Below are 9540 nucleotides of genomic sequence, written 5' to 3'. Positions count from 1 at the left end.
TTGACTGGGGCTTCCTGCGGCGGCTCGTCGTCGGCGATCGCGCGCCACGCCGCTCCGTCGAGATCGTCGTACTGGCCGCTTCTGAGCGACCAGAGGAAGGCGACGAGACCGGCGCCTCCGAGCGCCAGCGCCAGCGGAACCAGGATGACCAGGATTTCCATCACACCATCTCCCGCGAGGCGCTACGCGCGCGCAGCGAATTCAGCATGACCAGGATCGACGATCCGCTCATGGCGGCAGCGGCAATCAGCGGCGTCACGACGCCGCTGATCGCAACCGGCACCGCGAGGACGTTATAGCCGATGGCAAGCCAGAGGTTCTGCCGCATCAGGTGCAGCGCCTTGCGCGCGGAATCGATCGCGGCGACGACGGGAGCCAGCGGCCGCCCGAGGAAGACGAGATCGGCGGTGGCCTGGCTGAGATGCGCGGCCGAGATCGGCGACATCGAGACATGGGCCGCCGCCAGCGAGGGCGCATCGTTCATGCCGTCGCCGACCATCAGCACTTTTGCACCGCGCCGCTTCAATTCCTCGATCCGCGCGATCTTGTCGGCCGGCGTGACGCCGGCGCGCCATTCGGGAATGGCGAGCGTGTGGGCCGCGGCCTTCACCGCCGGCTCGCGGTCGCCGGAGAGGATCTCGATGCCGATGCCCCGCGCCTTCAGCGCCGCGATCACGGCCTGAGCGTCCGGACGCAGGCCCTGACGCACCGAGAGGATGAACTTTTCGGCTCCCTTGCTGAAAGCGACGACCGACGCTTCAGGATCGAGCGTGGCGCCGCCGACCAGCGCCTCGGCGTCGCAGAAGGACGGACGGCCAAGGCGGATCTCGACGCCGTCAGCGTCTGCCCGCACGCCCTGCCCGGCCTCCTCGACCGCACCGACGATCGGCGACCTGGCGCCGGCGGCCTGCGCGACCGCGGCGGCGACCGGATGATGGCTCGACAGCGCGAGCCGGCCGGCCAGTTCGAAGATGTCGGCGGGGATATCGGCCGCGTTCATCACCTCGAGATCGGGCAGCGTCAGGGTGCCGGTCTTGTCGAAGATGACGTGGTTGGCTTCCGCCAGCCGCTCGATCGCATCGCCCGAATTGAGCAGCACGCCGGACTTGAACATCGCGCCCGAGGCCACCGTCTGCACCGTCGGAATCGCGAGCCCGAGCGCGCAGGGACAGGTGATGATCAGCACGGCAACGCCGGTCACGATCGCATCATGCCAGGAGGCACCTGCGATGACCCAGCCCAAAATGGTGATGAGCGCAGTCGCATGCACCACCGGCGCATAGAGCCGCGAGGCGCGGTCGGCGAGCCGCATGTAGCGCGAGCGCGCCTGAAGCGCGTTGTCGAGCAGCCGCGTGATCTCGGCGAGCAGCGTCGCCTCCGAGGCCGCCGAAACGCGCACCCGCAGCGTGCCGGAGATGTTCATGGAGCCGGCATAGACCGGCGTGCCCTGCTCGGCCGTGACATAGAGCGTCTCGCCGGTGATCAGGCTCTGGTCGATCTCGGAACGTCCCTCGATCACGGTGCCGTCGACCGCACAGCGCTCGCCGGGCCGCAGCAGCACGATGTCGCCGGGGCTGATCGCGGCGACAGGCACTTGTGAAATCTCGTCAGGCCCGACGAACTTGGCCGCCGTCTCCGCCTTCAGCGCGGCGAGATTGCCGGCGACCGCACGCGTCCGCCGCCGCATGTTCTGGTCGAGGAAGCGGCCGACCAGCAGGAACGTCAGCAGCATGATCGCCGCGTCGAAATAGGCGTGCTCGGCGTGATGAATGGTTTCGACCACGGACATGCCGAGCGCGAGGATCACGCCGATCGAGATCGGCACGTCCATGTTGGTGGTCTTGTTCGACAGCGCGCGCCAGGCGGAGCGGAAGAACGGTTGGCCGGCATAGGCCGCCGCCGGCAGCGCGATCAGCGCCGACAGCCAGTGGAAGAAGTCGCGCTGCTCGGGCAGCATGTCCGAGACGTTGCCAGACCATACCGGGATCGACAGCATCATCACGTTCATGGTGGCGAACGCCGCGACCCCGAGGCAGCGCAGCAGGAAGCGCGATTCGGCGACCTCGGCCACTTCCGCGCTCTCGGTCTCGAACGGATAGGCCTTGTAGCCGAGCTCCTCGAGCCGGTCGATGAAACGGCTCGGGTCGAGCGTGCCCGCCTTCCATTCCAGCGCGACGCGGCGGTCGGTGAGGTTCACGCGCGCCAGCGTGACGTCGGGGATGGCGGACAATCCGCGCTCGATCTTGGCCATGCAGCCGGCGCAGTGAACGCCTTCGACCGCGAGATCGATGTGCTGGACGCCCTCGCCCGCGCTCCGGACGTAGTGCGAGAAATCCCGCGTGACGTGCATGACGAAGTCCTTCAGTTCAGGATCACGCGGTTGCGCGACAGGAACACGCGCGTTCCCCGCACCTCGCCCTCGATCACCAGGTCCCACTGGCCCGGCGCGACGGAGGCGGCATTGCCGCGATAAAGGCCGATGCCGGCCTCCGAGAGCTCGACGGCGAGATCAGCGCGCTTGTCGGTCGGCCGCTCGAGCCGGCCGCCGAACTTCAATCCGGACACCGGCTGGCCGCTGGCATCACGTGCCTCGACCCGAAGCACGGCGCCGCCATCGGAGCGGCGCTCGATATGGGCGTTGACGTTCCATTTCCGCGCGGCCTGGTCCTGCGCCGCCGAGATCTCGCGATCATAGGTGAGACCCGCGGCATAGGGGCTGTCGACGTCGGTGCCGGGCAGCGTCGCGATCGCGAGCTTCATCATGGTCACGTTGACGCCGATCACGACGCCGAAGAAGGCGACCAGCATCAGGAAGACTTTTGTTCCGGTCAGCGGCTTGGTGGCCATGGCTGTCTCCTGCTCCTACGGCGCGACGAAATTGTCGGTGGCGGACGCGACCTCGCCGAGCCCGATATCGGTGACGTGGAAGCGAACCGGGATCGACTTCTCCGGATTGCTCTCCGCCGGCGCGGTCACGAGCAGGCGCAGCTCGCTGGTGGAGTCGCGGGGGATCACAATCATCGGCCGGTCCGGCGTCACCGAATCGACGCCGATGACGTGAACAGTCAGGTTGGCCGGCCCGTTCGCGTCGATCGCGATGACGCGGTCGTAGCCGCTCTTGTTGAGCAGCCGCACCGTGTAGGCGTTGCGGATCGAACCGTCGCTGAGCTTGACCGCGACCGGATTGCGGTCGTGCAGCACGTTGACGTCGAGCAGGCTGCGCGTCGCGAGCGTATAGATCATGAAGCCGCCGACGGCCGCGATGATCGCGCTGTAGACCACGGTTCGGGCCCGGACGATCCGGTAGATCGGCGCCTTGCCTTCCTGGCGGCGATGGATGTTGATGTCGTTGTCATAGCCGATCAGCCGCTTCGGCCGGCCGATCTTGGTCATCACGTTGTCGCAGGCATCGATGCAGAGGCCGCACTGAATGCATTCCATCTGCGGTCCGTTGCGGATGTCGATGCCGGTCGGGCAAACCGCGACGCACTGGTAGCAATCGACGCAATCGCCGACCTGCTGGCCGAGCGCGCGCAGCTCGGCCGCCTTCTTGACCGAGGTGCGCTTCTCGCCGCGGTCGTAGCGGTAGGTGACGTTGAGCGCCCATTCATCGGTGAGCGCCGCCTGGATGCGCGGCCACGGGCACATGTAAGTGCAGACCTGCTCGCGCATGTAGCCGGCGAGCAGATAGGTCGTCGCGGTGAGGATGCCGATCCAGACATAGGCGATCATCGGCCCCTGGAAGGTGACGAGCTCCTTCACCAGGGTCGGCGCGTCGTTGAAGTAGAGCACCCAGGCGCCGCCGGTCCACCAAGCGATCAGCAGCCAGATCGAATGCTTGAGCACGATCTCGGAGATGCGCTCGAGCTTCATCGGGTCGGACGATTTGTCCTTCTTCATCCGCTCGCGCCGGTCGCCCTCGATCAGGCGTTCGACGGCATAGAACAGGTCGGTCCAGACGGTCTGCGGACAGAGATAGCCGCACCAGATCCGGCCGCCGATGGAGTTCATCAGGAACAGCGCGATGGCGGCGACGATCAACAGGCCGGTGAAGTAGTAGACCTCCTGCGGCCACAGCTCGATGAAGAAGAAATAGAAGCGGCTGTTGGGAAGGTCGATCAGCACCGCCTGGCTCGGCGCGCCAAGGCCGCGATTCCAGCGCACGAAGGGCAGGAAGTAATAAACGCCGAGGCAGAACGCCATCAGGCCCCATTTGATCCGGCGAAACGTGCCGGAGACGCTCTGGGGATAGACCTTCTTGCGGGCTGCGTAGAGCGGCCCGCTGCCGTCGTCCGATGTGAGGTCTTTCGGGTTCACGGTCTTGTTCATCGCCTGAAACTTCTCGAAGAGGTGCGATTAGACCTAGACCCGACGTCGCTGCGTCAGTTGATCCAGCTCAAACGGGGGCACTTTTGTTCGCCCCCGTTCGCTGCTGATCAGTTATTTTCCACCGCCCAGCGAGTGGACGTAGACCGCCATCGCCTTGATGGTGGCGGGATCGAGCCGCCCTTCCCAGGCCGGCATGACGCCGGCGCGGCCCTGGCTGATGGTCTCGATCAGGGCGGCCTCGTCCGAGCCATAGAGCCAGATCTTGTCGGTCAGGTTCGGCGCGCCCATTTCCTGGTTGCCCTTGCCGCCGTCACCGTGGCAAGCGACGCAGTTCTCGACGAAGATCTTCTCGCCCTTGGCCTTGTCGTAGCCCGCCCGGGTCGGCAGCCCCGACAGCGACCGCACGTAATTGGCGACCGAGACGATCTCGTCGCCCTTCAGCACGCCGTCCTTGCCGAAGGCGAGCATCTGGCCCTCGTGCGTCTTGGCATGACCGGAGCGTGCGCCGAACTGGATGGTCTGCATGATCTGGTCGAGCGTGCCGCCCCACAGCCAGTCGTCGTCGTTCAGGTTCGGGAAGCCCTTGGCTCCGGCGCCGCCGGAGCCGTGGCACGGCGCGCAATTGTCGCCGAACACGGTCTTGCCCTTGGCGCGGGCAAGCGCCAGCAGGGCCGGATCCTTCTCGATGTCGGCGAGCGAGGCCGCGCCCAGCGCCACCATCTTGTCGCCCCTGATCTTCTCGAGATTGGCGAGCTCGACCGCGACGTCGGCGCGCGAGGAGTAGCCGAACAAGCCGGTGGTGCTGCTGGCGACCAGCGGCCAGGCCGGATACACGATCCAGTAGCCGATCGCCCAGACGATGGTGAGGTAGAACGTGATCACCCACCAGCGCGGCAGCGGCGTGTTGAGCTCCTTGATGCCGTCCCACTCATGTCCGGTCGTCGTCTTGCCGGAAACAGAATCGAATTCGCTATGATCGGTCATGGTCTCTCACTCCTCCCGCAACGGCAGGTGTGCTGCTTCGTCGAACGCAGCCTTGTTACGGGGCCAAAATGCGTAGGCGATGATCGCGAGAAAGATCGCGACGAACACCGGCGTCCAGATCGTGGTCACGAGACCGGACGCGAGATTGTCGAGTGTCAGGATGGCTTTCATCGTTGATGCCTTCTCAGCGAAGATTGGCTTTCTCGTTGTAGATCTTGAAGTCGACCAGCGTGCCGAGCATCTGCAAGTACGCGATCAGCGCGTCCATCTCGGTCGGCGTACCGGTCTTGCCGTCGAAGTTGCGCACGACGGCCTTGGCGTAGCGCTTGTTGAAGGCGTCGGAGCCGGCATTATCCGGATCGGCCTGGGCCTTCAAATCGGCGCCCGCGTTGGCGATCTGGTCGTCCGTGTAGGGCACGCCGACGGTCCGCAGCGTACGCATGTGGTCGGCGATCGTGTCCGGATCCACTTCGGTTGCGCTGAGGAACGGATAGCCCGGCATCACCGACTGCGGCACGATTGCGCGCGGGTTGGTCAGATGGGTGACGTGCCAGTCGTCGGAGTACTTGGCGCCGACGCGGGCAAGGTCCGGACCGGTGCGCTTCGAGCCCCACTGGAACGGATGGTCGAACATGCTCTCGGCGGCCAGCGAGAAGTGGCCATAGCGCTCGACCTCGTCGCGCAGGGGCCGGATCATCTGCGAATGGCAGAGATAGCAGCCCTCGCGGACATAGACGTTGCGGCCTGCGAGCTCCAGCGGCGTGTACGGCCTGACGCCGTCGACCGCCTCGATCGTGCTCTTGAGGTAGAACAGCGGGGTGATCTCGACGAGGCCGCCGATCGCGATCACCAGCAGGATGCCGACGATCAGGATGATCGAGTTCTTTTCGAAGACTTGGTGACGTGTCCAGAGCGACATTGCTTGAGCTCCTCATTCCGCCGGCTGAAGAGCGACGGGCATCTGGACTTCCGCTTCGCCGACGCGGACGGTCATCCAGAGATTGTAGGCCATGATCAGCGCGCCGATCAGGAACAGCCCGCCACCGGCAGCACGGATGATGTAGAAGGGATGCATCGCCTCGACGGTCTCGATGAAGGAGTATTCGAGGAAGCCGAGCGAGGTGTAGGCGCGCCACATCAGGCCCTGGAGGATGCCGGACACCCACATCGCCGAGATGTAGAGCACGATGCCGAGGGTCGCGACCCAGAAGTGCCAGTTGACGAGCTTCAGGCTGTAGAGGCCCTTGCGATTCCAGGCCCACGGCACCAGGCAGTAGAGCGCGCCGAAGGAGACGAAGCCGACCCAGCCGAGCGCGCCGGAGTGCACGTGGCCGATGGTCCAGTCGGTGTAGTGGCTGAGCGAGTTGACCACCTTGATCGACATCATCGGGCCTTCGAAGGTCGACATGCCGTAGAAGGCGACGGAGACCACGAGCATGCGCAGCACGGGATCGGTCCGCAGCTTGTCCCAGGCGCCCGACAGCGTCATCAGGCCGTTGATCATGCCGCCCCACGAGGGCATCCACAGCATGATCGAGAACGTCATGCCGAGCGTCTGCGTCCAGTCGGGCAGCGCCGTGTAGTGCAGATGGTGCGGACCTGCCCAGATGTAGAGGAAGATCAGCGCCCAGAAGTGGATGATCGACAGGCGGTAGGAATAGATCGGCCGCTCGGCGCGCTTCGGAATGAAGTAGTACATGATGGCGAGGAAGCCGGCGGTCAGGAAGAAGCCGACCGCGTTATGGCCGTACCACCACTGGAACATCGCATCCTGGATGCCGCCCCAGGCGACGTAGGACTTCGAGCCGAACACCGAGACGGGAAGCGCCGGGTTGTTGCCGAGATGCAGCACCGCGATCGTCACGATGAAGGCCAGATAGAACCAGTTCGCGACGAAGATGTGCGGTTCCTTGCGCTTGATGATGGTGGCGAGGAAGACGAGCAGATAGACCACCCAGACGATGGTCAGCCAGAGATCGGCGTACCATTCCGGCTCGGCATATTCCTTCGACTGGGTGACGCCGAGCAGATAGCCGGTACCCGCGACCAGGATGAAGAAATTGTAGCCGACCACGACGAACCAGGGCGCGAGATCGCCGGCAAGGCGCACGCGGCAGGACTTCTGCACGACGTAGAAGGATGTCGCGATCAGCACGTTGCCGCCGAAGGCGAAGATCACCGCGGAGGTGTGCAGCGGACGCAGGCGGCCGAAACTGATCCAGGGCAGATCGAAGTTCAGCGCAGGCCAGGCCAATTGCGAGGCGATGATGAGGCCGACGAGGAATCCGGCGATGCCCCAGAACATCGCCATGAAGGCGGAGAACTTGATCGGCCCCATGTTGTAGTTGGGACGGCCGTTGATCTCCGCCGGCGGCAGTGCCGCGGGGCGCTCGAAGTAGCGGTTGACGATGCAGAACACCGCAGCGGCGCTCGCCGCCGCGCTGAGCGCGGCGTGGAAGGCGAAGGGCGCATCGAGCGCCTTGGCCGCGGCGATCACGCAGAGGAAGGCGGTGGCTGCGAACACGACAGCCAGGCCACTTTCACCGATGGTCATGGATTTGGAGATGGAGGGCTGGCTCATGCGGATTCTCTCTGAAAGAACACAGCGCCAGAAACCACATTCACCCTCGCGGGGAATTGATTGAAATCAAGATAGGTGGATTTCTGTTAATGTGAGGCTGTCGCGGATCAGAGAGCCATATCAATCGCCTGCGAACGGCGCCGCGCACGCGGCGACCGATCGCTTCCGTGAAACCACGGAGTTGAAATTGCGGGAACCGGGAGGCGCCGTCAGTCGCGCGCCGTCGCCTTGAGCGCCGCGATGACGTCCTCGCGGGCGATGATGCCGACCAGCTTCTGCGCGCCGTCGAGCACGATGATACTCCTGATACGGTGCTCGACCATGATCTGGAGCACGCGCGTCAGCCGCGTGTCGGGGCTGACATAGATGAACTCCGGCGTCATGACGTCGCCGATCTTGCGGCTCATCAGGTCATGATAGCGCGGCAGCATCTGGCTCGGCGTGAAGGCGAAGCATTTCAGGATATCGAACTTGGTGACGATGCCGACCACCTGTCCGTCGTCCTCGACCGGATAGGAGTTGAAATCGTCGCGCTCGAACATCTCGCTGAGCTCGAGCATGTCGAGGTCGCGCTGCACCGTCTTGACGTTGCGCGTCATGTAGCCGTCGACGGTCTGCTCAAGAAATCTGTACACGGCGCGTCCTCCTCTGGCTTTTGGCCGAACGGCCCTCAGTGCGACAGCAGCACGCTGCGGGCGGATTGCGTGATCAGAGACTGGGTGACGCCTCCCAGGATCAGCTCACGAAACCTCGAATGACCATAGGCGCCCGCCACGATCAGGCCGGCTCCGACGTCGCCGGCGACTTTCTCCAGTTGCGCGGCGGCGGTTTCGTCGCCCGCGGCCTCCGAGATGCGCGCGGTCGCGGTGACGCCGTGACGGGCGAGCCAGGCGGCAACGTCGGTGACGCCGGCCATCACGACCGAGCGGTCGTCGTCGCGCTCCGGAATTGCCACGATGGTGACGTCCCTCGCCTTGTGCAACATCGGCAGCGCGTCCGCCACCGCCCGCCGCGCCTCCGGCGTATCCTTCCAGGCCACCAGCACGCTGCGCAGGTCGAGCCAGCTGGCCCCATCGGGGACGACGAGAAGCGGGCGACCGGCCTGCATCACCAGATCCTTGGGACTTGCGAGTGCGAAAGCGTCGGAGAAGACCGAGCTCTGCCCGCCGCTGACGACGATGTCGGCGCAGCGCGCCTGCGCCAGGACGAATCGCGCCGGAAAATCCGTGGCGCTGCGCCACTCCACATGTCCGCCGCGATTCTTGGAGGCGGCGCGGAATTGCGCCTCCAGACCGGCCAGGCGCCGCTCGACGGACGCTTCGCCCTCGTCGATCAGCCTCTGGGCCTCGGCGCCGTCAGTGAAATAGAGTGGCGGTGCGAACTGCGCCGCGGCAACCCCAACGATGGCTGCCTCGAATCGCTCGGCGAGCTCGCCCGCGACCTGAAGACGCGCCTCGTTGGACTGATCGAGCGCCAGGCTGACCATCACGGTCGCGTATGTCATCGGGATTCTCCGGGCAATGAACTGCCTAAAATCTAGCTCTGCCGACGCGAGGCGGGATGAGATAGATCAAACCGCCCCCACCCGGGACCGCCGGAATTACGCCAATGGAATCAAACATCGGAACTTGCCTCCAGCCCGGGCT

General features: G+C 65.1%; 10 protein-coding genes. All 10 read right to left on the bottom strand.

Annotation, left to right across the window (positions count from 1 at the left end):
* On the bottom strand, positions 1-161 hold a 161-nt coding region (ccoS, locus tag XI09_RS12835; RefSeq protein WP_271567168.1), incomplete at its 3' end, for a cbb3-type cytochrome oxidase assembly protein CcoS.
* Complete coding sequence (locus XI09_RS12830) at positions 161-2350, bottom strand: cation-translocating P-type ATPase (protein ID WP_271567166.1); 2190 nt, start codon at positions 2348-2350, stop codon at positions 161-163. The genes XI09_RS12830 and ccoS, both read right to left, overlap by 1 nt.
* An 11-nt stretch (positions 2351-2361) precedes the next feature.
* On the bottom strand, positions 2362-2847 hold the full coding sequence (locus XI09_RS12825) for a FixH family protein (protein WP_271567165.1): 486 nt from the start codon (positions 2845-2847) through the stop codon (positions 2362-2364).
* A gap of 15 nt (positions 2848-2862) precedes the next feature.
* Positions 2863-4329, bottom strand: a complete 1467-nt coding sequence (ccoG, locus tag XI09_RS12820; RefSeq protein ID WP_271567164.1) for a cytochrome c oxidase accessory protein CcoG — start codon at positions 4327-4329, stop codon at positions 2863-2865.
* 111 nt (positions 4330-4440) lie between these two features.
* Complete coding sequence (gene ccoP, locus XI09_RS12815; protein ID WP_271567163.1) at positions 4441-5313, bottom strand: cytochrome-c oxidase, cbb3-type subunit III; 873 nt, start codon at positions 5311-5313, stop codon at positions 4441-4443.
* Between the two features lie 6 nt (positions 5314-5319).
* Entirely contained in the window at positions 5320-5484 is a 165-nt protein-coding gene (locus XI09_RS12810; RefSeq protein ID WP_015687703.1) for a CcoQ/FixQ family Cbb3-type cytochrome c oxidase assembly chaperone, read from the bottom strand.
* Positions 5485-5497: 13 nt separating this feature from the next.
* Complete coding sequence (gene ccoO, locus XI09_RS12805) at positions 5498-6232, bottom strand: cytochrome-c oxidase, cbb3-type subunit II (RefSeq protein ID WP_271567162.1); 735 nt, start codon at positions 6230-6232, stop codon at positions 5498-5500.
* Between the two features lie 12 nt (positions 6233-6244).
* Entirely contained in the window at positions 6245-7894 is a 1650-nt protein-coding gene (gene ccoN, locus XI09_RS12800; RefSeq protein ID WP_271567161.1) for a cytochrome-c oxidase, cbb3-type subunit I, read from the bottom strand.
* 209 nt (positions 7895-8103) lie between these two features.
* Positions 8104-8529, bottom strand: a complete 426-nt coding sequence (locus XI09_RS12795) for a CBS domain-containing protein (protein ID WP_092185851.1) — start codon at positions 8527-8529, stop codon at positions 8104-8106.
* A gap of 35 nt (positions 8530-8564) precedes the next feature.
* Positions 8565-9398, bottom strand: coding sequence for a universal stress protein (locus XI09_RS12790; protein ID WP_271567160.1), 834 nt, complete (start codon positions 9396-9398; stop codon positions 8565-8567).
* Between the last annotated feature and the right edge of the window lie 142 nt (positions 9399-9540).

Origin of the sequence: Bradyrhizobium sp. CCBAU 11386, assembly GCF_028128955.1 — a bacterium.
Taxonomy (GTDB): domain Bacteria; phylum Pseudomonadota; class Alphaproteobacteria; order Rhizobiales; family Xanthobacteraceae; genus Bradyrhizobium.
This window is presented reverse-complemented; position numbering and strand designations above follow the sequence as displayed.